The 22,903-nt window shown below is 60.8% G+C and carries 30 protein-coding genes and 1 pseudogene; 14 read left to right on the top strand and 17 right to left on the bottom strand.

Annotated features, from left to right (window positions below):
• Positions 1-3: 3 nt before the first annotated feature.
• The 3 genes from ACYG9V_RS00155 to ACYG9V_RS00145 are packed head-to-tail and all read left to right on the top strand — an operon-like array spanning position 4 to position 1,827.
• Entirely contained in the window at positions 4-276 is a 273-nt protein-coding gene (locus tag ACYG9V_RS00155) for a multiubiquitin domain-containing protein (RefSeq protein ID WP_352765846.1), read from the top strand.
• A complete protein-coding gene (locus ACYG9V_RS00150; RefSeq protein WP_352765845.1) occupies positions 251-1,426 on the top strand; it encodes a ThiF family adenylyltransferase in 1,176 nt (391 codons plus the stop codon). The genes ACYG9V_RS00155 and ACYG9V_RS00150 overlap by 26 nt, the downstream gene beginning before the upstream one ends.
• Entirely contained in the window at positions 1,423-1,827 is a 405-nt protein-coding gene (locus tag ACYG9V_RS00145) for a DUF6527 family protein (RefSeq protein ID WP_352765843.1), read from the top strand. The genes ACYG9V_RS00150 and ACYG9V_RS00145 overlap by 4 nt, the downstream gene beginning before the upstream one ends.
• Positions 1,828-1,971: 144 nt before the next feature.
• On the opposite strand, the gene ACYG9V_RS00140 is transcribed toward ACYG9V_RS00145, so the two are convergent.
• The 4 genes from ACYG9V_RS00140 to ACYG9V_RS00125 all read right to left on the bottom strand — a co-directional run bounded on the left by ACYG9V_RS00140 (position 1,972) and on the right by ACYG9V_RS00125 (position 4,335).
• Entirely contained in the window at positions 1,972-2,232 is a 261-nt protein-coding gene (locus ACYG9V_RS00140; RefSeq protein WP_352765841.1) for a helix-turn-helix domain-containing protein, read from the bottom strand.
• A 352-nt stretch (positions 2,233-2,584) separates the two neighbouring features.
• The gene (locus tag ACYG9V_RS00135; RefSeq protein ID WP_352765840.1) at positions 2,585-2,968 is read right to left on the bottom strand and encodes a hypothetical protein; all 384 of its coding nucleotides are present in this window, start codon (positions 2,966-2,968) and stop codon (positions 2,585-2,587) included.
• Between the two features lie 93 nt (positions 2,969-3,061).
• A complete protein-coding gene (locus tag ACYG9V_RS00130; RefSeq protein ID WP_352765838.1) occupies positions 3,062-3,565 on the bottom strand; it encodes a hypothetical protein in 504 nt (167 codons plus the stop codon).
• Between the two features lie 98 nt (positions 3,566-3,663).
• Positions 3,664-4,335, bottom strand: coding sequence for a hypothetical protein (locus ACYG9V_RS00125; RefSeq protein WP_352765836.1), 672 nt, complete (start codon positions 4,333-4,335; stop codon positions 3,664-3,666).
• Between the two features lie 482 nt (positions 4,336-4,817).
• Between ACYG9V_RS00125 and ACYG9V_RS00120 the strand changes: the two genes are divergently transcribed.
• Both ACYG9V_RS00120 and ACYG9V_RS00115 read left to right on the top strand, forming a co-directional pair.
• Positions 4,818-5,048, top strand: coding sequence for a hypothetical protein (locus ACYG9V_RS00120; protein WP_352765835.1), 231 nt, complete (start codon positions 4,818-4,820; stop codon positions 5,046-5,048).
• A gap of 9 nt (positions 5,049-5,057) precedes the next feature.
• A complete protein-coding gene (locus ACYG9V_RS00115) occupies positions 5,058-5,414 on the top strand; it encodes a DUF2958 domain-containing protein (protein WP_352765834.1) in 357 nt (118 codons plus the stop codon).
• Between the two features lie 68 nt (positions 5,415-5,482).
• On the opposite strand, the gene ACYG9V_RS00110 is transcribed toward ACYG9V_RS00115, so the two are convergent.
• The 4 genes from ACYG9V_RS00110 to ACYG9V_RS00095 form a co-directional block, all read right to left on the bottom strand.
• A complete protein-coding gene (locus ACYG9V_RS00110; protein WP_352765833.1) occupies positions 5,483-6,250 on the bottom strand; it encodes a hypothetical protein in 768 nt (255 codons plus the stop codon).
• A gap of 31 nt (positions 6,251-6,281) precedes the next feature.
• Complete coding sequence (locus ACYG9V_RS00105) at positions 6,282-6,989, bottom strand: hypothetical protein (RefSeq protein ID WP_352765832.1); 708 nt, start codon at positions 6,987-6,989, stop codon at positions 6,282-6,284.
• Positions 6,990-7,402: 413 nt separating this feature from the next.
• Positions 7,403-7,528, bottom strand: a complete 126-nt coding sequence (locus tag ACYG9V_RS00100) for a hypothetical protein (RefSeq protein WP_352765831.1) — start codon at positions 7,526-7,528, stop codon at positions 7,403-7,405.
• A 57-nt stretch (positions 7,529-7,585) separates the two neighbouring features.
• Positions 7,586-8,023: a hypothetical protein gene (locus ACYG9V_RS00095; protein WP_352765829.1), complete on the bottom strand. Its 438-nt coding sequence runs from the start codon at positions 8,021-8,023 to the stop codon at positions 7,586-7,588.
• A 192-nt stretch (positions 8,024-8,215) separates the two neighbouring features.
• Between ACYG9V_RS00095 and ACYG9V_RS00090 the strand changes: the two genes are divergently transcribed.
• Positions 8,216-8,503, top strand: a complete 288-nt coding sequence (locus tag ACYG9V_RS00090; RefSeq protein ID WP_352765828.1) for a hypothetical protein — start codon at positions 8,216-8,218, stop codon at positions 8,501-8,503.
• A 413-nt stretch (positions 8,504-8,916) separates the two neighbouring features.
• On the opposite strand, the gene ACYG9V_RS00085 is transcribed toward ACYG9V_RS00090, so the two are convergent.
• The 3 genes from ACYG9V_RS00085 to ACYG9V_RS00075 all read right to left on the bottom strand — a co-directional run bounded on the left by ACYG9V_RS00085 (position 8,917) and on the right by ACYG9V_RS00075 (position 10,983).
• Positions 8,917-9,735 (bottom strand): hypothetical protein, encoded by an 819-nt coding sequence (locus ACYG9V_RS00085; RefSeq protein WP_352765827.1) that lies wholly within the window; start codon positions 9,733-9,735, stop codon positions 8,917-8,919.
• A 215-nt stretch (positions 9,736-9,950) separates the two neighbouring features.
• Positions 9,951-10,295, bottom strand: coding sequence for a stability/partitioning determinant (locus ACYG9V_RS00080; protein WP_352765826.1), 345 nt, complete (start codon positions 10,293-10,295; stop codon positions 9,951-9,953).
• Position 10,296: 1 nt separating this feature from the next.
• Positions 10,297-10,983, bottom strand: coding sequence for a ParA family protein (locus tag ACYG9V_RS00075; RefSeq protein ID WP_352765825.1), 687 nt, complete (start codon positions 10,981-10,983; stop codon positions 10,297-10,299).
• Positions 10,984-11,358: 375 nt separating this feature from the next.
• On the opposite strand from ACYG9V_RS00075, the gene ACYG9V_RS00070 reads away from it, so the two are divergent.
• The 4 genes from ACYG9V_RS00070 (at position 11,359) to ACYG9V_RS00055 (ending at position 13,873) form a co-directional block, all read left to right on the top strand.
• A complete protein-coding gene (locus ACYG9V_RS00070; protein ID WP_352765823.1) occupies positions 11,359-12,576 on the top strand; it encodes a replication initiator protein A in 1,218 nt (405 codons plus the stop codon).
• A gap of 121 nt (positions 12,577-12,697) precedes the next feature.
• The gene (locus ACYG9V_RS00065; RefSeq protein WP_352765821.1) at positions 12,698-12,820 is read left to right on the top strand and encodes a hypothetical protein; all 123 of its coding nucleotides are present in this window, start codon (positions 12,698-12,700) and stop codon (positions 12,818-12,820) included.
• Between the two features lie 473 nt (positions 12,821-13,293).
• Entirely contained in the window at positions 13,294-13,569 is a 276-nt protein-coding gene (locus tag ACYG9V_RS00060; protein ID WP_460221886.1) for a type II toxin-antitoxin system ParD family antitoxin, read from the top strand.
• Positions 13,559-13,873, top strand: coding sequence for a type II toxin-antitoxin system RelE/ParE family toxin (locus ACYG9V_RS00055; RefSeq protein WP_352765892.1), 315 nt, complete (start codon positions 13,559-13,561; stop codon positions 13,871-13,873). Before ACYG9V_RS00060 ends, ACYG9V_RS00055 begins: the two co-directional genes overlap by 11 nt.
• 240 nt (positions 13,874-14,113) lie before the next feature.
• On the opposite strand, the gene ACYG9V_RS00050 is transcribed toward ACYG9V_RS00055, so the two are convergent.
• Positions 14,114-14,437, bottom strand: coding sequence for a hypothetical protein (locus ACYG9V_RS00050; RefSeq protein WP_352765891.1), 324 nt, complete (start codon positions 14,435-14,437; stop codon positions 14,114-14,116).
• A gap of 211 nt (positions 14,438-14,648) precedes the next feature.
• Between ACYG9V_RS00050 and mobQ the strand changes: the two genes are divergently transcribed.
• A complete protein-coding gene (gene mobQ / locus ACYG9V_RS00045) occupies positions 14,649-15,920 on the top strand; it encodes a MobQ family relaxase (protein WP_352765890.1) in 1,272 nt (423 codons plus the stop codon).
• Positions 15,921-15,924: 4 nt separating this feature from the next.
• On the opposite strand, the gene ACYG9V_RS00040 is transcribed toward mobQ, so the two are convergent.
• Positions 15,925-17,472 (bottom strand): type IV secretory system conjugative DNA transfer family protein, encoded by a 1,548-nt coding sequence (locus tag ACYG9V_RS00040; RefSeq protein ID WP_460221885.1) that lies wholly within the window; start codon positions 17,470-17,472, stop codon positions 15,925-15,927.
• A gap of 181 nt (positions 17,473-17,653) precedes the next feature.
• Positions 17,654-18,133 (bottom strand): hypothetical protein, encoded by a 480-nt coding sequence (locus tag ACYG9V_RS00035; protein WP_352765886.1) that lies wholly within the window; start codon positions 18,131-18,133, stop codon positions 17,654-17,656.
• Positions 18,134-18,155: 22 nt separating this feature from the next.
• On the opposite strand from ACYG9V_RS00035, the gene ACYG9V_RS00030 reads away from it, so the two are divergent.
• Entirely contained in the window at positions 18,156-18,347 is a 192-nt protein-coding gene (locus tag ACYG9V_RS00030; protein WP_352765885.1) for a hypothetical protein, read from the top strand.
• Here ACYG9V_RS00030 and ACYG9V_RS00025 read toward each other — a convergent pair.
• Genes ACYG9V_RS00025 through ACYG9V_RS00015 form a run of 3 tightly spaced genes read right to left on the bottom strand, consistent with a single transcriptional unit; the run spans position 18,344 to position 20,926 of the window.
• A complete protein-coding gene (locus tag ACYG9V_RS00025) occupies positions 18,344-18,625 on the bottom strand; it encodes a hypothetical protein (RefSeq protein ID WP_352765884.1) in 282 nt (93 codons plus the stop codon). The two genes, ACYG9V_RS00030 and ACYG9V_RS00025, sit on opposite strands and share 4 nt — an antisense overlap.
• Before the next feature lie 2 nt (positions 18,626-18,627).
• Complete coding sequence (locus ACYG9V_RS00020; RefSeq protein ID WP_352765883.1) at positions 18,628-19,446, bottom strand: hypothetical protein; 819 nt, start codon at positions 19,444-19,446, stop codon at positions 18,628-18,630.
• A complete protein-coding gene (locus ACYG9V_RS00015; RefSeq protein ID WP_352765882.1) occupies positions 19,433-20,926 on the bottom strand; it encodes a hypothetical protein in 1,494 nt (497 codons plus the stop codon). Before ACYG9V_RS00015 ends, ACYG9V_RS00020 begins: the two co-directional genes overlap by 14 nt.
• 700 nt (positions 20,927-21,626) lie before the next feature.
• On the opposite strand from ACYG9V_RS00015, the gene ACYG9V_RS00010 reads away from it, so the two are divergent.
• Together ACYG9V_RS00010 and ACYG9V_RS00005 are read left to right on the top strand one after the other, a co-directional pair.
• Positions 21,627-22,334, top strand: coding sequence for a hypothetical protein (locus ACYG9V_RS00010; RefSeq protein WP_352765881.1), 708 nt, complete (start codon positions 21,627-21,629; stop codon positions 22,332-22,334).
• A 237-nt stretch (positions 22,335-22,571) separates the two neighbouring features.
• A pseudogene (locus tag ACYG9V_RS00005) lies at positions 22,572-22,715 on the top strand (DUF4113 domain-containing protein); the annotation flags it as partial.
• Positions 22,716-22,903 lie beyond the last annotated feature (188 nt).

Genomic DNA, 22,903 nt, shown 5'->3' with positions numbered 1-22,903 from the left:
AAAATGACTGACAACGACGACAAAAAGGGTGGTCACGACAAGACCATCACCATCGTGGTGAACGGCACCCCGCATCAGGTACCGAAGAAGGACGATCTGACCTACGCGGAGGTGGTGACCTACTTCGACCCCACCTACCCGCAGCACCCGCAGACGGTCTACTCGGTGACCTACACCCGCGGCGACAAGCCCAAGGAGGGCACGTTGTCCCCCGGCGGCTCGATCAAGGCCAAGGACGGGATGGACTTCCATGTTATTCCAACTAGCGAGTCATAATCCCGACATCCAAAAGCTGATCGACCGGGGCTTCGCGCTCCGGCTCGACAGCAACTACCTTGTAGTCAGAAACATCCCGTACCTCGACGCCGAGGGGAACCTGTGCTGGGGCGCGATTGTGACCGTGCTCAAGGACATTGACGGCAAGCGGGTCGAGCCTGTCGACCACCAGGTCTTCTTCGCCGGGGGCGTGCCGTATGGTCTCGATGGCAACCCGATACCGACCCTCGGCGGAGGTGCCGCCACTGTGACGCTGGCGAAGACCGACGTCGTGGTGCAGCGGTCGTTCTCCAATAAGCCGCCGGGGGGTCTCCCGGACTTTTACACCAAGATCGAGCACTACCTGTCGATCGTCTCGGGACCCGCGCGCCACCGCTATCCGGAGGCCGATCCTTTCACCTTCAACGTCGATGACGACGCCGGGCCCGAAAGCGTCTTCCATTTCCGCGACACGCTGACTAGCCGGGCCCTGATCGGTGACCTCGCTGCCAAGTTCGCCAACGAGATCGTCGCGGTCATCGGCCTGGGTGGCACCGGCGCCTATGTCCTGGATTATCTCGTGAAGACCAATGTTCTCGAGATCAGAGGCTATGACCCCAAGCCTTTCCATGTTCACAACGCCTTCCGCTCGCCTGGGCAGCTGTCGGCCGACGAACTCGGCAAGCCGAAGGCTGAAGTGTATCAGAACCGCTACCAGACCTTCCGCAAGGGTCTGCATCTCGAAGCCAAGGCTATCGACAGCAATTGCGAAGCTGATTTCGCCGGCGTGACCTTCGCCTTCGTCTGTGTTGACAGCGGCACGGCCCGTGCGGAAATCTTTGACCTCCTGATCCGCTTGAGGATTCCGTTCATCGATGTCGGGATGGGCCTGGTGCGCCAGAACGGCGCGCTCGCCGGCATGATCCGCACGACCGTCGTGAAACCCGAGAATGCCGAAGAGGTGCGGGCCAAGCAGTTGGCGCCGCTGAGTGATCCGCCCGGCCACGAATACCGGGCCAACATCCAGATCGCTGAACTCAACGCCATGAACGCCAGCATGGCCATGCTCGCCTACAAGCAGCACTGCGGATTTTACGCCCAGTCGCTGCCGGCCTACAACCTGCTGATGAACACCACCCTGCCCCGCGTGTTCGTGGAGCCTGACGCGTGACTGACTTCCGGCTGGCCAAGGTCCATTATGTGCCGGCGACGCTGGAACCTGGCGTGCTGTATGTCTCCGACGAATACAAGATCGCGATGCACCTTTGCGCATGCGGCTGCGGCAGCAAGGTGCCGGTCTCGCTCGGTCCGGCTGGCTGGAACGTCACAGAACGCAATGGCAAGCCAACCGTCCGGCCGTCGATCGGCAGCGGGCAGCTGCCTTGCAACTCGCACTATTTCATCACCGACGGGCGAGTCGACTGGTCACGGCCCATGAGTGCGGCCCAGACCGTGGCAGCGCTTAAGTCTGACCATGGTCGGCGCGAGGCCCATTACCGCGAGCTGAACCGAAAATCACGTTGGTGGAACCGGGCCTGGCGGCGCCTACTCGGCCTGTTCGGCCGCTGCTGAGCCACGCCCCCTATTCTGCAAGTGGCTAACAGGCGGACGTTGAGTAGCGACGAACACCTTCTATGGCGACGCCATGCGGAGCACAGTGGCCTGTAAGCCGTCGCTAAAGAAAAAGGGGGAGACCAAGTCTCCCCCTTATCGATATTAGGCGTCTTCTAACTCAGCTTTCATTGTATCAAGGATCCGAGAGGTTATTCGTCCCGGCCGCCTTCGACCAATTTCCCAACTCTTGAGTGTATCGACAGAAATCCCAAGGTGTTCGGCAAACGCGACCTGGCTCATACCAGAACGCTTCCGAATGGCTTTGATCTGGTCGCCGGTAAGCGTCGAAGTTTCGAACCTTGACTTACCATCTTTCAGGTTCTTGATAGCTTTGTTAAGACCGTTCAGGATGAAGTCGTGCATGGTAATACCCGCAGCAAAAGTGACAGTTGTAAGATAGGACAGGACTATAGTCCTATCTTCCTTATTTTGCCCAGCGATTTTCCATACCTATCAGCATTTCTTCATCGATTATAAATAGCTTGTTTACAAAGAGACGTGTGGAATGAATTCCAACTCTTCTTAGTTTATAGAATATATTGTAGTTGCAGCAAACAAGAGACAGCGATTTGAAATTCCTACGAAAGAACCGCGCCAGATAGGAATGATGTGCAAACCTTGAAACGAATAGCAGCTGCGCGAGACGTCGCGCAAACACCTCTACCACGCCACCTTCAAAGAGGATATTCTCCAAGACACTAGCCATAGTTGCCCCCTATTCCGCACTTTGACTGAGAAAAACCAGTTTCTTGAGCTCCGCGACACGTTTCACCAGGAGCTTCACGGATTCGTCGTTGGTGCCGAAAGGATCTTCAGGCGCCGCAGGGCCGAAAAACATGATGTAGGGCAGCTGATAGGGCGCTTTGTGCTGCCTGCACATCGCGTAATACCCGCGAACCAGCACCAGATCACGGCGCACGATCGGCCGGAAGTTCAGAACGCGGAAGTCAGGAACCTGCGGATGCGGTTCGCCAACATCATGGTACTCCGCCAGGATTTTCTTGAAGAGGCTGAAATCGTCCTCCGCCAGACCCATCCGCCCCTGGGGCTCTTCCAAAGCCGCGTCGAACCCGATTCCGAGATGCCAGTCCACGATCATCGCACGCTCCATAGAGCTTCAGGAACGTGTACATGTACACCTTTTTGGCCGAATGTCAAAGCGGGTTCGAACCGTCATTGCGTGACGTTACGACTAGCTTCCGGCGACTGACGCACCACCGCGCCGAACGGCAGCATCAATGGAGCGTTGGTACTTCTCGGCCATCTGCTTGGCCTCAGCGATGGCTGCCGGGAACAATTGGTTGAAACGACCAAACTCGGATTTGTGAGCGAGAACCGCCTGCAGAATCGCTTCGCCGTCGCCGGAGAGGTCGGGCATCTGGCGGACCGGCTTGATGCCGACACCTTCCTGGAACTGCGAGAGCAAAAGCCCGTACCGGAGCAGAGCATCCCGCCGTACCGGATTAGCCTCCAGGGCCACCGCGAGCGTGAAGGCATTGACGAGGGCCGACTTGGGGCCAGGCAAAACCTTCACATCCCTGACTTCGCCCACCATGGTGTCGGCGCCAAGATAATTGATGAAGGCGGCAACACCACTCTCTGCAGCCGCGACCAATTCAAGATCCGCGGCGCTGAACGCCTTCGCCTGCTGTGTCGTTGACGGCTGTGCCTGCTTCTTTGCGAATGGCCATTTCATAGGCACCAATGTCCCCAATGACCGCCAGCTGGTCAAGACTTGGCGGCACGGTTTCTAGCTGGTTCCGCGGGACACGCTGTGGACTTCAGCTGGCACCGTCAAGAGGTCTGACCGGCCTCCAGCCGTTGCCGCATCGCCATGTCGCTGAACACAAACCCGATGAACGTTGTGCGCTCATAAAACCGCAGTAGCCAGGCCGATTCCATTCCAGGAGTGTCGTCGATCCGCCCGTAGCGATAAGCGAGAACGTCAGGCTCGGCGTGCGCGGCCTGGAGCCTTGAGAGGATATCGTCGGGTACATCGACCGTCAGCACGTTGACGAACACCTGATCGTCGGTGACGGCCGACCTGAGGCCATGATAGTGACTCAAGCCCCGTATAATCTTGCGCAGCGTGCCCCGGATTCTCGGGTCCCGGCCCGGATAGACCATGTAGCGGTTATCGCCCGCGTGGGGAGCCGGCTGCATCAACGCAAACATGTCGAGCGCCCGGCGCCGCCCATCGACCTGTTCGAGACTGCGCGTGATCGGGCCATACCAGAGCTCCTGAACCGCAGCGTTCGCGTCGCCGGCAATGGTGACGACGTTACGGAAATGCGCGTCATCGTCCGAGGTGCCGTTGTTGCAGCTCGCGCAGGTCCAAATGACGATGCGCTGGACGGGGCTTGTGGCCTTCGAATCCGGATAAAGCCCGCGCGGCACCACGTGTTCCCGCGTGACCAGGCGCAGTTCTCCGCATAACGCACAGCGGGCCGGGCGCCTTTTGCCCATGTGTCTGCTCCTCAGTGACTCTTGGGACATTCTGCCATGGCTGGCGATCGATTCGGAAGCTGTTGCGGGCCTCATCACACCATCCCACAGAGGCCAGTGGCAGCTCGCGCTATGCCCCCTCCCCTCGCCTGTTCCGGCGGAGCGCAATTCAGCTTTGCCAGGTCGGACCAGAAAGCGCTCTCAATCCCACCGTTATTGGGACAAAGCGCCGATGGCGTTAGCCCTCGTGCGATCTTCGGCGCCGCACGGAGGCTTGGTGGTCGGTGTCGTGGTCGAGGCCCCGTGGCTTGCTGGGTCTTCAACGACATTCCGGTTGGTGGTCTGCCCGGAGTGAGTGACGGTACCGTGGACAACGCGGCCGTCTTGTCCCGTTCCTTCCCGCTCAATTCGCTTCGCTCCCGTGTTCGGGGACAAGCCAGCCTGAGCGTCGCCCCCCTTTGGAACCGTCCTCCGGGACAGAAACCAACCAAAGGAAAATGACCATGAAAACTGACAGCAACACCCCCAAGGCCAAGAAGACCGAGTCGAAATCCCCGACCTACCTGGCCTACACCGTGCGCGACGCCCGGGAAGAGGGCCAGAAGGGCTTCTGGACGCGCATCGGCGCCTTCTTCGCCCACGAAGACGGCGAAGGCGGCACGCTCCTCCTCGAGGCCCTGCCCCTGGACGGCCGCGTCGTCCTGCGCGCGCCCAAAACCGAAGACGGCGAGTAGGAGGCGGAAATGCAGCTCTTGACTCAAGATCTGCGGGATCAGCTGCTGGCGAACGGTCGCCAGCAGCAGCCCCTCCGCGGCACTCCCGACGAGATAGACTTCGTCCCGGTTGTCAAACTGTTCACCCCCGACGCCGGCGCCACCTGGCTGTTAACCGAGATCGATCCCGAGGATCCGGACATCGCCTTCGGCCTCTGTGACCTTGGTCTCGGTTTCCCGGAACTCGGCAGTGTCAGCCTTACTGAGCTCGCGGCGGTCCGCGGCCGCCTGGGATTGCCAGTCGAGCGCGACCTGCACTTTGCGGCGACTAAGCCTCTGTCCGCTTACGCCGCAGATGCCCTCCGCCACGGTGCGATCCGCTCATGAGCCAAGAGCGCGCCCGGCACAGCCGGGCGCGCCGTTTGCGTTGCCCCGGCAGCGCCAGCTCCCCAACGTTAGCTAATCGCTCCGGAGAAAGGGAACTGATCGGGGTCGAGTTGATAGAACAGGACCTTCAGGCCTTTGCTGTCACCGTAGTGCGCCTGCCACGTGTCCAATGTGTATTTGTTGTAAAACTTCTGCAGCGAGGAGCTGTTCGAGTAAATCTGGCCATTATCGCCCACGATGCCGACGTGGCCGATGTTGGCGCCTTCCGTCGGCGAGATGATGATGTTGCCCGGTATCGCGTCGGCCCGTTTGACGGGCTGGTGCTTGGCTTTCAGCACCAGGTACATGCTGGCTGTGGAAAGGCCGCCGCCGATCGGCCGTCGCAGCGCGCGTCGCGCCACCTCGTTGACCGCCCATGCGCAAGCCAGGTTGCCATGATCTGTGCCCGGGACATCTGCGGTGATCAAGGTGTTCACGCACTCTTTCCCTTCAGCCGCCAGCTTGGTATCGAGCTGCTGTTTCGTCAGGAACGTGGCCCCGGCCGGGGCCTCCAAGTCCAGTTCGACGGTGGCGTTGGGAATTTTCAACTCGTCCAAGGCGGACTTCAGGTTCGCCCCGATGTCCTGACCGGGGTCGGCTTCGAGGACGCCGGCGTCGCTCAGCGGGAACGTCACGTTACCCGCCTGATCGACCTTGGCGACGAGCTGCCCGCCCTCGTCCTCGGACGTCACGTTCAGCTTGTAGAGAGTGTCGGTGCCGACGGTCTTCTTCTCGAGAAGAACCGCCGTCTGTCCGGAACCGAGGTGCTCAAGAACGTTGCTTGGAATGTCAGTCACGTGAAGTTCCTCCCTATGTGTTGCGGTGAAATCAGGTGAAGGCGTCTTTCGGAAAGAGGGCGTCCAGCTGCGCGTCTCCGCCCCAGTCGCGGAAAGCCGCGTCTGCTGCAGATTGGATCTGGTCCACCGGCCAGGGCGGGTCTACCGATCGGTCCGGGTGCAGGAGATAGAGGAAACGTGGCGCGTCAAAGCCCACCACCTTCGGCGGATGTTTTTTGGAGAATGGGCTCAGTCCCAGCTTCACCGCCAACGCGATGGACCCCTCCCCGACTGCATGTCCCGTATCGGCGAGAATGGCGCCCGTGCGCTTCCGGCTCGCGAGGTCGACCACCGTGGCGATTGAACCCAGCGGGATACTGAATTTGGGGAAGTCCTGCCGGTTGAGCACAAAATACGGGATCGTCGCCGCATCCACCCAGTGGCGGGTGTCGTTCGTCGCATAGGCCGGGTTCGACAGGGAGGTTCCGGAGACGTAAAATCCGGGCTCCGGCCCGACCGCGCCATCCTTGCCCTGAATTCCGTAGAGGTCGCTTTTACTGACGTTGGCTAAATAGTCGTAAGAACCCATATCGTCGGGATGATACGCCATTGGCGCCCCGTCCGCGTCGACGGCAAGTTTGCTGACGTAGAATGGAGATTTTGAGCCCTGTACAAGGCGCACCTCGACTTGCGCAGCGCACTTTTTGTGGGCGTAGTCCCATTCCGAGCATACCAAGCCTATGAAGTCGACGTGAGCCATGTTCCCCTCGGACGATGCCTGTTCGGCTCTGGTCCTCAGCAGAGGACATTTGTTTTTACTGTATTAGCTATGGCGGAAATATGTCTTCCTCACAATTTCCGCTCTAGTTCGTCGTCAAGTTCCGACCAAACAACAATCCACTTGTAACTCATAACCACCGCTCCCGCCGTGAAACCTACGTCAGCATCGCCGAGCCCGCGGCCGCCTGGGATAGCCAGTCGACCGCGGCCTGCACTTCCGTCCCAATAAGACGCTCTCGGAATACGCCGCCGAGGCATCCCGCCACGGCAGCATCCGCACCTAGCACAACCGGAGGCACGGCGACGCCGGGCCTCGGTCATGGCATTCCAGCTTACGCCGGAAATCAAAACGCCCCGGACGCGAGCCCGGGGCGCCTGTGAGGTTGGGCCGGATTAGAAGCCGGGGGGGTGCATGACCGAGCAGCCCACGGCCGCGCACACGGCGAGGATGGTGATCCCGGCCAGCGTGGCCTTCATGATCAAGACAAGCTTGCTGGGATCGAAGTGAAGCGCATGCATCGTCAGTTCTCCTTTCACGGAGAAACTGGTACCAAAATCTGGCTCCAATTGTCAATCCTATTTTTCAGCTTTTCCGGCTCTCCGCTTGGATTCTCCGCCGAGATGTCCCGCCTGCAGGATTGCGGCTGCAGCATCGAGGGCGGCCCGGGCACGTGTCTCGATGTGCTGAACCAGCTGCGGCGTCGGGACGACGTTCTTGCGCCGGCCGTCATGGGGGTCGTCAACCAACGCGATGAAGCCCAGTCGCTCGGCCTCGGCCACGTATTTTTTGCAGGTGTCAAGGTGATCGGCGGGCACCAGCCTCCAGGCCTGAGAGCGCGATAAAGTCTTCCCTTCCGCGTGGCGGAGGTAAAGCGTCAGCAGTAGCCCGTCGATGAACCCGTGAAGCCGAAGCTCACCAACATTCCCCTGAACATCGGCGGCGCGATCATCAAAGGTGACGATGTTGCGCCTGATCGCATCATGGAGCTGGTCGCGGCTGTACCTGTTGGCCATTCTCGGGCCCCTTATCAACGAAACCTTGCCTGTCTGGTAGCACACTGCACACCCGTGGCAGCGCTCCTGTCAAAACATCCCACAGCTATCGGCGGATGCCTCGGCGCAGTCTCGGCTTGCAAAACGTGCCGGTTGTCCCACAATCGATCTGTGAACCGCCGCAAGCCCATCGTCCGACCAGGATCCAAGACGTTGGGTCGTACACTGGTGGCACAGTCCGAGTATCGCGATCTGGTCAAGCGGCACGAAGCCGTCACAAGCTTGATCAACAGAGCCGCGGCCGACATCACGGAAACCGAGCAACGCGCCGCCGGGGCAACTCCCGCCATGGCGTCCCGGCTGACGCTCCAACTGGTCAACAAGCGCAAGTTTCTCGGCATACTGGAAACCCGCCTTTCTGTGCTAGCCGCCGAGCTCAGTGAGCACGAACGGGAGCAAGAGGCGATACTGAGGCGATTGTCCGGAAGGCACCTGCCCTAGGTGATTTTTCGGAGCGCCCGCCTCAGGGATGAGCCCGGGGATCGTTCACGCTTATGATGTCACAATCCCAACCCGAGCCATCCACCCAATCGCAACGCATAACGTGCAAAGGGTCGCCCCTGATTGCAGTGACTGTGGGACGCTTGGCCGTTGCGAGCATGACAGTCGCCTCGTCAGCGCGGACGACATTGGCGACCAACTCGTTGGATGGACCATGCCACTCTAGCAGCACGAGTCGATGAGGGTCGCGTGCAAGGTGCTGTAGGCTCAGCGCCGATTGTGCTAACTTTGCCAGGCGGGCTTTTCGGCGCCCGGTCCGCATCCGTCTCTGGTTTTTCTGTTTCTTGTCCATAGCTGCTCCCCGTTTGCTTTGCGCAGTGCGCAACCTTGCCCGTGATCATCGATCAGCGGCTCTAGTTGGTGGACACCGCTGCCTTGATTTGTTGAGCGAGATGGGCGTTCTCGGCCTCTGGCGCGAGTGAGGGATTCTCCTGGGTTGGGTCCAGCGGACCCATTGTGATGAGCAGGTCACTGGTCCTGTCCCGCCGGGTGTCGAAGGTCGTGCCGCCGTCGTTGAACGATGCTCGCACCAGCGTTACGGTCGGCGTGACACCAACTGCAGTCAGCACTTGGAACTTCACCTGATGCTGCAAGACATTCTGCTTGAAGATCCCCTTCGCTGAATCTGGATACCCAGCTACGCGTGTCGCCGAGAGTGACAATTGTTCGAACAGGAAGTCACCCAGTCGCAGATCGTTTCGTATGAGCGGCGAATGCGAACCCCGTTTCGGCTGAATCCCGGACTTGCAATAGTCCATCGTCTCGAGCTCTTTCACGGTGTAAAAGTAGTTCGACTTATCCATCCGGGTTGCGGTTGCGGTTCCAGTAGCGGAAGCCCCAAGTGTGAGCGCGGACACAAGCGGCGTCGGAACCTTCCATTTCAGGCCAGGGTTCAGCGTGGTTTTTTCTTCGATCGTCAGGGTCAGGGCCATCTGGATGCCCCAATTGTCGAACCACGCGGCAGCCCTCGGCGGATGTTCGCTGTCCGCCTTTATGAACTCTTTGACCGCGTTGCTTAGATCACAATGTACGCTCTGGATGATGGCTTGGATCAGTAGCTGCTCTTCGCCCTGACCGAATGGCAGTTCCTCTATACGAGGAACCTGTGTGCCGCAGCTTGCGAGACCTGTACACGTCATCGCAACTATAGCAGCTCTCGCCAACTTCATCATCTTCTACGCCCCCCGGCCCGATCATGACGTCAGGTCATTTTGCGAGTAGTAGAGCGCTTTTTTCTCGAGAAGCTGTAGTATTTATGAGACACTCCTAATTTATGTGCTGCGTCGCATGGTTTTGCGAGCGGATAGACGTGCAACCATTTGCCGAACAGGGGTGTGTGGATCAGTCAACGCGACTGCTCTCGCCCAATGTGGGCTTGGTGGGAAGCCTAACTTATCTTCTGATACTTTGCGCGGAGCAGTTCAACGGCCTTCTCTAGCGCCTCGCCGAACACCCAGCCTTGGGCGTCGGCGATCGCCACAAACTCGGCGATGGTTTCGGACTTGGCTTTCATGTTGAACTGGACGTTACGGCCGGTGCGGTGGCGCCGTTGCGGAGCCCTCGCCGGCGGCGTTATGGGCTGTGCAATCGGCACGACCTTGCTCTCCCGGCTGACAAAGCCCGCTGCCGCGGCCGCCTGCTTCGCGACGGCAGGGCTTGGGCGCTTGGCGGGCGCCGGCTTGAACTCAGCGAGATCGTCCTCGGCAAAAATATTGGCGCGCTCTTCCCCCATGTTACGCCGCCTTCCCTACCTGGCCGGCCGACTTCAGCTTGGCCACGACTTCGGCTGTGAACTCGCGTGCGTTGAGAACAGCCTTGTCGAGGTTGCTCACCTTGGCCGGGTTGAGATCCTTGAGCAGGCCTCCAAAATCCAAAATGTCCCTATAGGCGGCGCGTTCAACGATCGAGGTCTCGAAGACCTCGACCTTTCCGGCGTCCAGCTGATCACGGATGTTCTTGAGCGACCGTGTCGCCACTGCGGCGCTGGTGCGGGTCAGCAGGACAGAGTGTGCAATATCCCGGTTTGCCAGCCGCGACTGGGTGCGGATCAGCCGCAGCGTCTTCACCGCTCCCTTGGCGTCCATCGACGATCCCTGCGATGGAATAATCACCAGGTCCGACAAGCCAATCGCGTGGGACACCATCAGGCTCGCGGTGCCTTCAAGGTCGACGATGACGAATTGCGCCTCGCTCGCCGCCTGGTCGATCAAGTCGACGACCGTATCTTCACTCACGTCGCTGATAATGGAAATCTTGGCGGGCTTGCCCGGCAAGGCGCCCCACTGGGAAATCCACTTCTCTGGATCTGCGTCGATCAGGACGACGCTGGCGCCGCGGTCAGCAAGCTCTCCGGCGAGCAATAGTGCCGAGGTGGTCTTGCCGGCACCGCCTTTCGGATTCGCGAATGAAATTACGGGCATGACAAACCTTCCATCTTGTTTTCGTAAGCACCTTACTGTCGAAATCTTAACCGATAGCTACCAGCTAGCTCAATGGTAGCGGGTAGCTATCGGCTACCCCCCTGTTACCAAATAGCTACACGTTAGCTATCGGTTATCTTTTAGGTATCAGATAGCTAACAGATATCTATAAGCTAGCCAATGGGTAGCAGATAGCTATCTGGTAACTCCATGATGCGACGGGGAAGAGAACCGTCTACTGCTATGAAGTTGGGCATCCGTGAGGCGGCGGGACGCGATTTCCGTTCCCAGCGGTCGCGAATCGCCGTTAGAGTACGCCCATGACAAACATGTCACGACACGTCGTGCGATCAAGGGAGAAAGGGGAGGGGAGCAATGGCTAAATTGAACCTGATGCCCCGCGACCAGTTCGCAGCGCTCGGCCTTCATGAAAAGAACGCCTATCTGCAGGACCTGGCGGATCGCTTCGCCGTTGAAAACAACCGTGAGCCCGTGGTTCTCGACCGCGAGATGCTGAGCCGCCTGCGTCGATACTACAGCCGACGGGTCTGGGCCGATCTGAAGCTGGACGAGATCGGCGGCGGGCCACTGAACCGCTCGCTCCGCTCGCTGGGCGAGGCCATACGGGGCGGGGCGATCAACGACGACATCGCGGCGGCGTTGCTCCAGGAGACGACCCCGAGGCGCGTCCTGCGGGCTGCACCGCACGACGACGCCCAGCTCATGTTCTTCGTACCGACGATCTACGACGCGCCTCTCAAAGATGACGTCAACCTGATGGACGTCGCCCCGTTCTCCCTCGGCAAGAAGTCCAACAAGGGGATCATCAAGTACGAGCTGAAGGACAGCCTCATCACCATTGAGGGCGGCGCGGAGACCGGCTTGGCGACCGTGTTCGACTACGACATCTTCCTGAACATGGTCTCGTATCTGGCCGAGGCGGTGCAGGTCTACCGGCGCGACGAAGCCAAGGGGCTCCGGCCAACCCTACCGCCCAAAAGCTACCGTCCGAACGCCTCGCACATCCTGAAATTCTGCCGCCGTTCGGACGGTGGGAAGTCCTACGTGGATCTCGAGGCGGCGCTGGACCGGCTCGCCAACACCACCATCAAGGTGGTGAACCTGACCGGCGGCAAGCGCCGGCAGGTCGACAGCCGCCCGATGATCGGCGGCTACAGCGTCGTCAGCCGCACCGGCGCCAACAAGATCGAAACCATCGAGATCACCATCCCCGACTGGGTCTACACCAGCGTTGTGCGCAACGAGAAGACGTTGCCGCTTCTGACCCTGCACCAGGACTACTTCCTGATCAGCTCGGGCCTTGGCCGGTTCATTTACCGGCTCGCCCGCAAAGCCGCCGGCAAAACCGAAGCGACGTATAGTGTCCGCGAGCTGCACCGGCGCTGCGACTCCACGCAGGAGCTGCGAAAATTCGCCTATGACCTGCGGGAGTTCGTCACGCGCACCCAGGCCTTCCCGATGCCCGAATATGACCTGACCCTTGTTGAGGGCAGGGACGGCGCCATGCTGCACATGAAGCGCCGCGATGATACTGCGCAGCCCGATTTGATGCTGCTACAGGCCGCCAGCTAATTTTTGTCGCGACCTCCGTACATCGCCGACGACAAAAATGGGCACTCCCTCCGTACATGACCGACGACAAAAATTTGGCTGGGACACTTGCATCCGGGCGAGAATCGGCTGTGGATAGTTTTTGTCGGGACCGTTTATCGCCGACGTTTCGCCGTACTTCGCCGACGACAACCCGCACATCGCCGACGACAAACCGTATTTCGCCGACAAAATTCCGTACTTGGGCGACACCGCCACGGCTTAACCACTTGAACTTGAAGCGTAATTCGCTCGGATTTTGTCCTAAAACTATCTAAAACTTATCTAAAACATATAAAACTCCTAAAACGAGGCTACGCCTCTTTTTCCATTTTTGAATTTTGATTTTTTGGAATTGTCGTATGTCGGCGATCCCCACGCTCGGTCGCAGGCGGCTCGTCAACATGACGCCCGCACCTGCCTAATCCCAATAAATCGCCTTTCGGAAGACTTGTCCTATGCTCCGAAGAGCTCGGCATTGAGACATCGCCTTCCCCATTAGCGCCAGAGCGGGGGAGGGGCCTGCCAGGTCGCTTTCACGTGAGTCAATCGGGGCCTGGGTCCTCTGGCACTCCAAAACCGATCCCAATGGCGTCCCAGGCGGTCCGGGCTTAGGAGGCAGGAAAGGGCTTGCTGTCAGAAATGTGTATGACAGTGTAATACAGAGTGCTATAAGGGTGAAGAACGAAAGTGTCTGCCATGAGAACCAGCAAACCGATCACTGTCACCCTCGGCCGCCAGCAGAGCAGCGTTGATGCCCGCCTGGCATCGGGCGCTTACGATTCAGCTAGCGAGGTCATGCGGGCGGCGCTCCGCGCCCTCGACCGCGAGGAGCAGTTGGTCACCGAGGTCATGCGTGCCAAGGTCCAGGAAGCCCTCGACGATCCGCGGCCGGATATTCCGGCGGAGGACGTGTTCAGGACACTGCGCGAGCACCATGCCGGCCGGATGAAAGCCGCCAAGCGTGACGCATAAGGTCGTCTTCAGGCCTGCGGCCCAGGCCGACCTTCTTGCCATCTACAGCTATATCGAGAACGACAGTGGCGCGGCGCGCGCAGGCGGGTACATCGACCGCATCGAAGCCGCGTGCCTGGCGCTTGCGACCTTCCCCGAACGCGGCACGGTGCGCGAGGCGATCGGGCCGGGGATCCGCGTGATTGGCTTCGAACGGCGCGCATCGATCCTGTTCCGTGTCGAGGGAAACCGAGTGCTTATCCTGCGTGTGCTCTATGGCGGGCAGGACTACCCGTCATTACGCGACGACGAGGCGGACGCCTAATCCGATCGCGTCCGCCTATCGTGTCCCAATAACTCGATAGCTGCGAAGGCACTGGTCGAATGTCTGACATCGGTTGTCATACCGCCGAGCGACCAATTCCCAATAAAACGTGCTTTTGCATCATGTCCCGCTCCCGTCACCTAAGTGTCGACCACCAGCATGTCTCCACACGTCTCCTAAGGCGCCGGAAACGCAGCGTAGTCGGTCGAAGCGATTGGAATGGTCGGCCGCCTGAAGCGTCTACGGGGTGCATGATGCGCCGAGGTAATGGGCGAAAACCCCGGGGAACTGGCTGAGCATGATCCCGCCGACGATGAGCGTCAGGTAGCCGGCATTCCGGAAGCCCGACAGAGCGAACATGATCACGCCGACGCAGACGATTATAAGAGCGAGGGCCTGCCCGACGAAGTCCTGCGTCAGCGCCAATGCACTGCACACCAGCCACGGCTTCCAGCCCAGCCAAATCCACAGCTTGTCTAACAGCCAGGCGCCGGCAATCACGACGCCGACCAGGGTGACCGTCTCAACGATGAACCCGGCGGTGGTCCTTGGGGGACGTGACATGGGCGGGCGACTGGGCAGGTTGCGGGGACATAGTTCGGGCAGAGGGGAGATTGTGGATGTTAGGACACAGAGGATGAAAGAGGCAAGAGCTTGCCAAAGAACTAATGGCACTTATACATTGCTATCACAACATAGGTGCTGCGGCGAGCACGAGGTCGTGCTTGATCGCCGCAAGGTGTCGCTTTGCAGCGACGATTGATATTGGAGACCAATGGCGTCGTATCATCTCTCGGTCCAAATCATCAGCCGCTCGACAGGCCGCTCCTCTGTCCGGGCGGCAGCCTACAGGGCGGGCGAGAGGCTCTCTGACCTGAAGCGGGGAGGGGAGGCCGACTTCAGCCGGCGGCGGGGGGTGGCCCACACCGAGATCATTGCACCGGAAGGGTCGGCGTCCTGGCTGCTCGACCGACAGGCCCTTTGGAACGGCGTCGAGCAGGCGGAGCGGAGGGCTGACGCCCAGCTCGCGAGGGAGCTGAACATAGCGCTACCGGCCGAGCTCACTGACGAGCAGCGCCTCGCTCTCGTACGGGCCTTCGTGAGGCAGGAGTTCACGAGCCGCGGCATGGTGGCCGACGTGGCCATCCACCGGCCGGTGCCCGAGAAGGGTGACGACCCCCGCAACCACCACGTCCACATCATGCTCCCGCTGCGTCAGGCGACCGCCGAAGGCCTTCGCGGAGTCAAGACCCGGGAGTGGAACAGCGACGCCGTGCTGGTGTCGTGGCGGGCAGCCTGGGCGGCAATGCAAAACGACGCGCTTCGCGCGCACGGCCACTCCCAGTCGAGAGTCGACCATCGCAACCTGGTCGCGCAGAGAGAAGCGGCACGAGCAGGGGGCGACCGTCAGCGGGCCGAGGAACTCGACCGCGAGCCGGAGCTGCACGTCGGTCCGAGGGCCACTAACGCGGCGCGAAGAGGATACCAGCCGGCCAGTCGCAACCGGACGAGCGGTCTGCGCATGCAACCACGGGCGGAGGCCTCAGAGCCTCGGCAGGGGCGGCCTTGGCGCCCTCCGGCAAGGACGAGCCGGTCTGTCCGCTACCAGGAGATCGACCACGGCAGTCGCTTCGAGGAGAACCTGCGGCGGATCACGCGAAACCTGACCCGCCTGGACGCCAAGATCGGGCGCTGGCAGGAGCGGACGGTTCGTGCGCGCAGCCGACGGCAGTATTTTGGCCGCGTCGAACATGAGACACGTTCCGTCAGTGTGCCGACCATGGCGCGTCCCCGATGGCGGCCGCCGAACGGGGGCAGCCTTCCCGGGCCAGCCTTCGGCGATGGTGGACGGCGCGCCCATGCCCGCCGGCGCCAGGCGCTGGTGGCCGCGCTCATCGCTGAGCTCGACAGGGTGCTCTCGGGCCTGTTCCGGCTTCGTGGTCGTCATATCGAGCGGCGGAGCGCGCTTGCAAAGTCGGTCCGACGGGGCCGGCCGGACGGGTTCGGCCGGCCCGGTCGGGCGAGGCGCCGGCCGCAGGACAGGTGAGTGGTCAGGCGGCTCGTCGGGCTGTCGAGGCATCATCCGATGCCGAGGCGGGGAGGGCCGCGGTTCCCGACTGGCGGCGCCAGACGTCCCAGCGTCCGCGCCACCGGCGAACCTTGTAGAAGCGGATTTTGACGGCGCGGATCGGGAACGCCACGGCGCTGCCCATCAGCACGATGCAGTGCCGGCTCTTAAGGCGCCTGATTTCCGCAGGGTCGAGCAGCGCCCGACCGCTCTCCGACTTGCCCGCCTGGACCTGGTGCCGGAGGACGGCGTCGTTGGCCTGCGACGTGCCCTGGGACGCGGACATGATCGTGGCGTTGCCGAGGGCGTTGGCCATCATCTGGGCGGTGTCGTTGTCGTTGATATTGAATGCGACCTGGCAGCCGGAGGCCGCCATGAACGACTGCGCGGCGTGCTGCCCGTAGATGCGGTGGAGTTGGCCGAGATCTTGGAGGATGAGCATGGTCCGAGCGTAGGCGCGCAGATAGCCGATTCCCGACTCCAGGGCCTCCAGCCGCCCAAGGGCGGCACACTCGTCGATGAGCAGGAGCGGCTTATGCTCCGGCACCGGGTAGTCCTTGCCGCGAACGGCGGCGATCAGAGCGCACCCCATCATCACACGGAGGAACGGCTGGTAAATCTTCAGCTTGTCCTCGGGGACGACCACATACACAGTCATGGACATCCGGTGCATGTCCAGGAAATTGAAATCCGAGCGCGACGTCAGGACGCCGCCGATGCGGTCCTGCGACCAGAACTGCAGGGCCTTGGCGGTGTTCTTGATCACGGATCGCGTCTCGTCGTGGTTGAACCCCGCCAGAGTCACCCTGGCCTCCTCTGCCACGATGGTGTTCCCGCAGTCCGCCATCAGCCGCAGCTCGTACTCGAGGTTCGGGGTGTCCAGAGCGATGAGCTGCCGGACCGAGGACAGGGTCCACATCCATCTCGGCTTCGCATAGATGATGTAGCCGATCAGCATGCAGATCATGTGCCGAGCGCTTGTGTCCCAGTGTCCCTCGGACAACTCGGAAATGATGAGCAGGTCCGCAAGTGCCTCGATGTCGTCGGTCTCGTGATGGGTGCCAACCCTGATGAGGTCAAACGGGTTGAAGCAGTGCGCGCTTTCGGGGTTCTGCGCGTCAAGCCGGTGGACGGGACCGAGGGTTGCGCGCCACCGCCCTGTTACCGCCAGGTTCTCGCCCTTGGGGTCTGTGCAGATGACGGCGCCCTGGTAATCGAGCAGGTTCGGCACGACGAGACCCACGCCCTTGCCGGATCCCATCGGTGCGTAAACGAGGACGGCACCTTCGCCCCGGTGGCGTAACAGGCCGCCGTAGGCCTTGCCCACGATCAGCCCCGTCCGGCGCGCCCAGACGCCGCCGCGCAGGAGGTCGCCGAGCTTTGCCCAGCGTGCTGAACCATGACTGGTCGGCCGCCGGCGCAGCAGCCTGCGCAGAAGCCAGAAGAGGCCGATGCCGAGTTTGCGGGTAAGCCAAAACGTCGCGATCATCACGGCGGAAATCAGCCGAAAGGTCCAGACGAGAATTTGCATGACGTTCGACCATCCCGGTTCGAGTCTGGCAGGTCAATGGCGATTGCCGCATTCAGCGGCGCTTGCTTTATGGCTGACCTCGAGCGAGGTCCGAGTTTCTCAGTTTCTGTAATGGTGGATACCATCGCGAATGCTGGTCGCATGGTGTGCAATCTTTGCATTGGTGCGATGTCTGCCGCCGTCACGGCTTCCTTGTGCGGGAGCGTCCGCGGATCTCGATATGCGAGGTGTCGATGACCTGGCGGTGCCGCGCCGGATCATAGGCGGGCCGCTGCGCCACAACCCTCTCACGCGTTGCGACCAAGTCGTCGCGAGCCTGTTCGGCCAGCCGAAGCTCGCGCGTCGCTGCCGCGATCTCGAGAACGTTCTGCTCCGCCCGGCCGCGAGCCCCCGGACTGAGAAAACCGCCGCGCAGTGAGCCGAGCCACAGCAGGCGTGGGAGCTTTCCCCTACCCTCGGCTATCGCCACGGCATGGTCGGCGCCATGGGTGCGGACCAGCTGCTGGAAACGCTCGTAGACGACGTCGCCGCCGGCGAAGGCCGCGCGCAGGACTCGCCGGAGCTGGGTCTCGGCGTTGCTGACGTTCAAGTGGGCGTGGCGGATGGCCTGGCTGAGATCGCGCAGGTTTTCCTGCATGTCGTTTTCGGTTGTCGGATCCATGGAATGGCCTCATGATTCAGGTATGGAGATTTTGCGCACCGTTCTGTTGTGGTTCGGCTTCGGGCCGGGCCGGCACTATGACGAAATGATGGGTGAGCATTCTCAGCCGATGCCTTGGCGCCCCGTATTCCTCGACCACTTCGAGCAGGAGACCGACGCGATGGCCGAAGTCGCCCGGCGAGCGCGGCACGGCCGGCGCGTCCACGACGCCTAGGGCGGGGGCAGGGGCCGCACCTCGTAGTTAAGTCGATGTCCCGACTCCGACTGCTCTAGCAGCGAGTGTTCGCGGCCCGATGACGGCAGCTTCGCATCGGTGCCTCGGAGATGGCCGGCCCTCCGCTGGCTGGGGCCGGCCTTACCAAGCAGCCCGAAAAGACTTCCAGCGAGAGCGCCGGCAATTCGTATCCCCAACGGGATGAGACTGAGGAGCGACAACACGATTGTGAAGAACAGTCGGGTGAGGCCAACAAGGATGTCGAAGATGAGCTTCAAGATTACCTCCTCGCGATGGTTTGGTTGTCGGTGGAAGCAGCCGGCGCCGGCTCAGCCGGCTGGCCAATGAAGTGGAAATCCGCCGCGCCGTGGCTGCTCGCCAGCTTCGCCCAAAAGGCTTTGTGTTTGGATCCCTGGATCCCGCGGTACTCGGGACGCAGCAGGTAGTCGACGGCAACGTCGACGCCGGAAAGGTCGAGGGGCAAGTCCTTGGCCAATTCCGACTTCTCGAACCGTTTCCAGGGATCGCCCTTGCCGAGCTGGCTATAGTCTGCGTCGTTCTGAACCATGTCGCTAATCAGCACCAAGCGCCGCAACACGACCCGGCCGTCGAAGTCGGGCCGATTCAGCACGGCTGAAATAGTCTCCAGGAGGGGAGACGACTTGGCCGGGGGATTTTCTGCTGCCCTGGTGATGGCGGCGTTGACAGGGTCAACGAAAGAATCCCGCCAACGGCGATCCAGGCGACTTCCGGTCGTGATCAGAGGGTTTGAGCCAGTCGAGTTGCCCGGATTGCACGCCGACGCGAGCTCTACCGGCTCCGAGGCTTCCGCCGGGTTAACCGCAAGTACGACCAGCCGGGCGCCCACTGGCACCTTGTCCCGCTCGTTCTCGATGGTCGCCGTCATGCGTCGGGCCAATGTTGGGCTCAACGGGTCCGTAGTGTCCACCACGACGATCGTGACGCCGCGGCTGGCGTCGCTGGCCACGCACACCGGCGGCGGTTTGGTTGCGGAGGCGTATCCCCATGTGAGCCCGACGATAGCGAGGATGGCGAGGCCCGCCAGTGCGGGCGCCGGCAGATAGTTAGCGGCGGACATTGTTGCCTCCTTCAGAAGCCGGGACGCCCATCTGGTCGTCGCGATCGATGCGCGCTGTGACGCGGTCTTCGGTGGCCTTGCGGATATGCTCGATCTGGCCGATGAACTCCGCCTGGTCGTCGAGCATTGCCTCTTCAAAGGCGGCAAGGTTGTCGCCGTTAGTCTCTGCTAGCCCTGCCGCCTGCACGACCAAGCTGCTCAGGTCCGACAGATCGATGGGGTTGCCGGCAAACTCGGAAAGGCTCGGATATTGGTCGAAATAGGCGGGGGCCGGCGAAGTGCGGACTTGTCGGTTGTTGTCCCTGTACAGACGAAGCCAGAAGGTCACCCGCTGGTGCTCGTCGACGATCGAGCCTTCCAGCGTCCGCACGCTGCCGGACGTGTCCCCGGCCAGCTTGCGGATCGTGTCGAGCGCTCTCTGGTCAGCAACGTGCTTTCCCCTCATTTCGCCAAGATGCTTGGCGTAGACGTTCTGGACGTCGATGCGGAACGCGGCGTTGGCGCGTAGCAGAGCCTTTAGCGCCCTGCCATAGCGGCGGTCGTAGATCTCGTGCTGGTAGTAAGGCGCGAAGTAGCTGTTCTCGCCGCCCTTGGCCTTGAGCATCGCGAACACGAACATCGCGGTGCCGCAAAGGACGATGCAGAATGCGGAAAGCGTGTTCAGGTCGAACCAGATCTCCGGATGCTTGAAAGTTTGCACACTGGGTTGCAGACCGTTGGCCAAGTCTTGCTGGTAGTGGGCGACGGTGATCACCGCCACACAAGAGAACCACGCAGCGAGAACGAGCACGACGGCGCCGCCCACGCGTAGCAGACCCCGCACGTGCCGCAGCAGGCGCCAGCCGTACAGGCCCGCCAACGTGCCGCTCGCAATGTTGAGCACGCTCGCCACGGCCGAAACCGCGAAGCCGCCCAGGAAACCGTAGTCCGAAGCCTCCTGCAGGAACAGCGCATTGACCATCATCTCTGCCACTGCGAGCAGGAACAGCCAGCTCAGCCAATCCTTCAATTTGTTTGAGTAGATCGCCGAGCCGGGGATGAGGCCGTTGATGTGCTCGAAGTGGTTGCGCTCGCGAAGCCTGCGGCGCTCGTCTTCATTGGCTTGGTCCAGTTCGTCGCGATGGGCGCTTGATGCGTCCTCGGCGGCGCGTCGCACCGAGGCGCGTGCCAAGTTGAAGTTGAACTTATCCGGCATCATGTTGCGCATGGTCTTTGCCGCGTCGGCGACGATGCTTTCGGCGCTGGCCTTCGCCGCTGCACTCCACTCTCGCGCCTGATTGATGATCTGCTGCTGGGTGTCGTCGAGCGTCGCGTCCGCCGTCTTCGGCTCATTGATCGAGCCGGCCTCCGCGGCGCGCGCCGTGATCCGGAGTTGAGCAGCGACGTCCTGGAGGCGCTTCTGGCCGAGGCCGTCTGACAGGGGCACCAGCCTTTCGCCGACGGCCACCGGCTTGCTGGAATTGCGGAATGGCAGGTTCATCATGATCTCCTTTGGCAAGGCTTCGCCCCCGAGGGCGCGAGCCGACGTTGCAGGTGGGCGGGTATTTCAGGTGGTGCGGGTTTTCTAGGGAGCGTGGGACATTATGGGCGTAACCTCGATCATTCAGGCGGTTAGCGCATTCAGCAACTTAAAGTTGCAGTTTGCGCTTGACGCGTTTCGTTGGCCGACCCATATAGAAGGGGCCGGATCTTGATCATCCGGATGCATCTGCAACTTTTACCTAGTTAGCCGATGCGGCGTAGGCGGAGTTTCAGCTCCTCCTACGCCCCCATTATATCGCTGCCCGCGCAACAGTCCAGCGAATAATGTTAAAAAAGTGTTTGAAATCAGTCACTTAAAAGGCGACATTTTTCCGGTCGTCTGGAAACGTTTCGCGAACTAAGAACAAATTCCCCCGGCTCCGCGCATTTGGCGGAATATTTCCAAATTCCGGAAAAGGAGCTGTGCTGCCCCTGCGAGCGGCCTCGACGACAGGTTGCATTGGCGTGGGCGTCACGCGAGGTCAGAGCATAGCCGCCGGTTGTCCTTTGGCCAGTCTAAGCAGTCGTTGGAGGTTAAACATCACCGCCTAGACTGTGTTGTTTCTGTTGGAACAGACAAAATTGGATATGAACAAGTCTTGACGAAATTTTTCCGATTGATAGAAAAAGTTCGCACCTCCTGGAAATAGCAGAATCAGATGAATTTCTCCGACCTTTTTGCGCCGCGCGGAGTTGCGCAGAAACTCGCTATGATCCGCCGCTACATCGACGAGGGTCGTTCGAAGCAGGTCAACCTGGCTATCAAGGGCCTTCTAACCCGCAAAACTCTGGATAACTGGTTGAAAGACCCGGACAAGGCGACAAGCGCAACCTTGGTCAGGGCCGGATTCCTCGACAAGGTCCTCCAGAAGCTGCCGGATCTCGACCGGGTCACGCACGTCAACAACTACAACTACGCGGTCGACCAGATGCATGAGATGGTCGACTCGCAACGGGTGCTGCGACGGTTCGCCGGTCGTTATGACGTTTACCACGCCATTCCCGAAGGGCAGGTGAAACTGAGAACGCTCACCATCACGGTCAACGATGAACCATTCTTCCCCGCATATTGGTACCGCGTGAGCTTGCAGGGCAAGAAGCGTCACAACGACGGCTACATACTCAAGAGCGGCAACTGTCTCATGTTCACGAGCCTCAGCGAGTACGTGCAGTCCTCACTCGTCTTGAGAGCGCCCGTCAACCCGGCCAACGAGCTGATGAAGGGCTTCATTACGGTCAACGACCGCTCCAACGATGCCACCTATCTTTCCAACGCCATTCTGAAGCACGAAGATCTGAAGATCAGCGACGAAAGGCTCGCTGCGCTCAAGACCACATGGCTTGGAAATGGCGCGACAGGGCTCTAGTCCAAACGTTGCGGCCAGATCGAGGGCAAAACCGTCAGTGCCTCATGCCATCATGTGAGCCGCCAGGGCGGTCTTCGAGACCTTCGTGAGCGGCGTCCTCACAGTCGACGCGCTGGAGCTGGCTGCCGCCCAGGCAGGCCGCAAACGAGTGGCCGGCGACGAAGTTCGTGTTCCTGCACACGGATGCGTTCGACGGCGACAATGCTGGAGTTGAACCCCAGCTAGTCGACCGAGTTCGATCGGAAGTCGCCGTGCTACACCACTCGCTGGGCGGAACTGCCGCGCGTGGCGATTTGTTTTTTGCATCCGGAGAGCAGCCTCAATCCCTTCCGCACCATCCGGGAGCACAGTGAGGACAGGCAGCACGTAGCAGCACAATAGCACCGCGAGCACTGCACGGTGCCCCGCAAGCCTTTGATCGGCATGACGAATTCGCGTTGCAGCGTTTCATATGTTGCATCCTATACTATTAAGTGGTATCAAAGCGTGCAAACAGACAGTCCCGGAATGACCGATCCGTCAACTTGATCGAAATAAGTAAATATCTAAGCCATTGAATTTATTATATG

It is taken from the genome of Mesorhizobium sp. W016 (genome assembly GCF_054719485.1).
Note: the sequence above shows the minus strand (reverse complement) of the source record. Positions and strands in the feature narration are given on the sequence as shown.

What these genes read in the sequence shown, in the direction of transcription:
- ACYG9V_RS00155 (WP_352765846.1), top strand. Translation starts at nt 4, where the DNA reads ATGACTGACAACGACGACAAAAAGGGTGGTCACGACAAGACCATCACC.
- ACYG9V_RS00150 (WP_352765845.1), top strand. Translation starts at nt 251, where the DNA reads ATGTTATTCCAACTAGCGAGTCATAATCCCGACATCCAAAAGCTGATC.
- ACYG9V_RS00140 (WP_352765841.1), bottom strand. Translation starts at nt 2,232, where the DNA reads ATGCACGACTTCATCCTGAACGGTCTTAACAAAGCTATCAAGAACCTG.
- ACYG9V_RS00135 (WP_352765840.1), bottom strand. Translation starts at nt 2,968, where the DNA reads ATGATCGTGGACTGGCATCTCGGAATCGGGTTCGACGCGGCTTTGGAA.
- ACYG9V_RS00130 (WP_352765838.1), bottom strand. Translation starts at nt 3,565, where the DNA reads ATGAAATGGCCATTCGCAAAGAAGCAGGCACAGCCGTCAACGACACAG.
- ACYG9V_RS00125 (WP_352765836.1), bottom strand. Translation starts at nt 4,335, where the DNA reads ATGGGCAAAAGGCGCCCGGCCCGCTGTGCGTTATGCGGAGAACTGCGC.
- ACYG9V_RS00120 (WP_352765835.1), top strand. Translation starts at nt 4,818, where the DNA reads ATGAAAACTGACAGCAACACCCCCAAGGCCAAGAAGACCGAGTCGAAA.
- ACYG9V_RS00115 (WP_352765834.1), top strand. Translation starts at nt 5,058, where the DNA reads ATGCAGCTCTTGACTCAAGATCTGCGGGATCAGCTGCTGGCGAACGGT.
- ACYG9V_RS00105 (WP_352765832.1), bottom strand. Translation starts at nt 6,989, where the DNA reads ATGGCTCACGTCGACTTCATAGGCTTGGTATGCTCGGAATGGGACTAC.
- ACYG9V_RS00100 (WP_352765831.1), bottom strand. Translation starts at nt 7,528, where the DNA reads ATGCATGCGCTTCACTTCGATCCCAGCAAGCTTGTCTTGATCATGAAG.
- ACYG9V_RS00095 (WP_352765829.1), bottom strand. Translation starts at nt 8,023, where the DNA reads ATGGCCAACAGGTACAGCCGCGACCAGCTCCATGATGCGATCAGGCGC.
- ACYG9V_RS00085 (WP_352765827.1), bottom strand. Translation starts at nt 9,735, where the DNA reads ATGATGAAGTTGGCGAGAGCTGCTATAGTTGCGATGACGTGTACAGGT.
- ACYG9V_RS00080 (WP_352765826.1), bottom strand. Translation starts at nt 10,295, where the DNA reads ATGGGGGAAGAGCGCGCCAATATTTTTGCCGAGGACGATCTCGCTGAG.
- ACYG9V_RS00075 (WP_352765825.1), bottom strand. Translation starts at nt 10,983, where the DNA reads ATGCCCGTAATTTCATTCGCGAATCCGAAAGGCGGTGCCGGCAAGACC.
- ACYG9V_RS00070 (WP_352765823.1), top strand. Translation starts at nt 11,359, where the DNA reads ATGGCTAAATTGAACCTGATGCCCCGCGACCAGTTCGCAGCGCTCGGC.
- ACYG9V_RS00060 (WP_460221886.1), top strand. Translation starts at nt 13,294, where the DNA reads ATGAGAACCAGCAAACCGATCACTGTCACCCTCGGCCGCCAGCAGAGC.
- ACYG9V_RS00050 (WP_352765891.1), bottom strand. Translation starts at nt 14,437, where the DNA reads ATGTCACGTCCCCCAAGGACCACCGCCGGGTTCATCGTTGAGACGGTC.
- mobQ (WP_352765890.1), top strand. Translation starts at nt 14,649, where the DNA reads ATGGCGTCGTATCATCTCTCGGTCCAAATCATCAGCCGCTCGACAGGC.
- ACYG9V_RS00040 (WP_460221885.1), bottom strand. Translation starts at nt 17,472, where the DNA reads ATGCAAATTCTCGTCTGGACCTTTCGGCTGATTTCCGCCGTGATGATC.
- ACYG9V_RS00035 (WP_352765886.1), bottom strand. Translation starts at nt 18,133, where the DNA reads ATGGATCCGACAACCGAAAACGACATGCAGGAAAACCTGCGCGATCTC.
- ACYG9V_RS00030 (WP_352765885.1), top strand. Translation starts at nt 18,156, where the DNA reads ATGGAGATTTTGCGCACCGTTCTGTTGTGGTTCGGCTTCGGGCCGGGC.
- ACYG9V_RS00020 (WP_352765883.1), bottom strand. Translation starts at nt 19,446, where the DNA reads ATGTCCGCCGCTAACTATCTGCCGGCGCCCGCACTGGCGGGCCTCGCC.
- ACYG9V_RS00015 (WP_352765882.1), bottom strand. Translation starts at nt 20,926, where the DNA reads ATGAACCTGCCATTCCGCAATTCCAGCAAGCCGGTGGCCGTCGGCGAA.
- ACYG9V_RS00010 (WP_352765881.1), top strand. Translation starts at nt 21,627, where the DNA reads ATGAATTTCTCCGACCTTTTTGCGCCGCGCGGAGTTGCGCAGAAACTC.